Genomic DNA, 1,056 nt, shown 5'->3' on the forward strand with positions numbered 1-1,056 from the left:
CGATCTTCAAGGAATAGCAAGTTTAGCCAATAGTCGTATTCTTTGGCAAAGTTCTCTTCAATTCCATTTCGCACTCCATCGAGCTTCGATCTAATTTGGTGAAATATGTCTCTATGTTGACTTTGAACAAATTCTGGGACCTCAAACTTTCCAGATTTACCCTTGACTACACGGAATTTCGTAAAATCCAGATATAGGTTATCCGATATCTCTGACATAATGGAAGAGTCGTGCGCGCCGGAAAACAAAATCGGAATCAACGCAAATGGTCTTGGTGAATTTCCATTTTTTACTGCATCTAGATAGGTTTGATATCTTGAAAGAATTTGCCCATACTCTCGATGTACGCCGCCAGCCCTTTCTTTCACCTTTTTGTTGTACTTGGGCGTGCATATCAATATCACTGCATCAGCCTGATGGATTTCGGCTTCGTGGTCAGATATCAAGCCGCCAACAGAGATATTTGATTTATCTCGGACTATGCGGAATGCTCCGGATATTTGCTTTTCAATTTCTTCTTCGAACGCCTCTAGTGCAGGAAAATCAGCATCGTCGTGGCAATAGGAAATAAAACATATTGGTAATTTTTGCTTGGCCATTCTTTTCCCGCCTCATGTCGTTTGGCTTGCCTAACGCTAGCGTAGTGTGTGTCGCTGGCCAAGAGTCTTGAGATGGCCCAACCTCAGAGATTACATTCTCGGATCGCTCAGTTCCTTCTATTCAGCCCCCCTCAGGCCGATCCAAAACCCTGCAAACCTTCTAGGGTTGTCCCTGACGCGGCTCAGCCGCCCATCTTATCATGGGCTTATGAAACGCAAACTCACCACCAAGTTCATCGAAGGGCAGAAGCCCAACCCGTCGAAACGTCTCGATTTCCTTGACGAGTTGATGCCGGGTCTCGTCCTGCGCATCAGCACGTCCGGCACCAAGACGTTCTGCCTGCACAAGCGCATCAATGGCAAGATGCGTCGCCTGACCATCGGGCGGTTCGGCGTCGTGTCGCTGGCCGAGGCGCGGAAGCGGGTGCAACAGGTTTGACCTGCTCCCCTGAAAAGT

Annotated in this window: 2 protein-coding genes; one reads left to right on the plus strand and one right to left on the minus strand. The window is 48.0% G+C overall.

The window, feature by feature from the left end; all coding sequences use genetic code 11:
- Positions 1–599 (minus strand): toll/interleukin-1 receptor domain-containing protein (locus tag RISW2_RS24975; protein WP_156943999.1); only part of this gene is annotated, 599 nt, incomplete at its 3' end.
- Positions 600–807: 208 nt separating this feature from the next.
- On the opposite strand from RISW2_RS24975, the gene RISW2_RS22945 reads away from it, so the two are divergent.
- The gene (locus RISW2_RS22945; protein ID WP_043775809.1) at positions 808–1,038 is read left to right on the plus strand and encodes an Arm DNA-binding domain-containing protein; all 231 of its coding nucleotides are present in this window, start codon (positions 808–810) and stop codon (positions 1,036–1,038) included.
- Positions 1,039–1,056 lie beyond the last annotated feature (18 nt).

It is taken from the genome of Roseivivax isoporae LMG 25204 (genome assembly GCF_000521865.1).
GTDB classification, from domain to species: domain Bacteria; phylum Pseudomonadota; class Alphaproteobacteria; order Rhodobacterales; family Rhodobacteraceae; genus Roseivivax; species Roseivivax isoporae.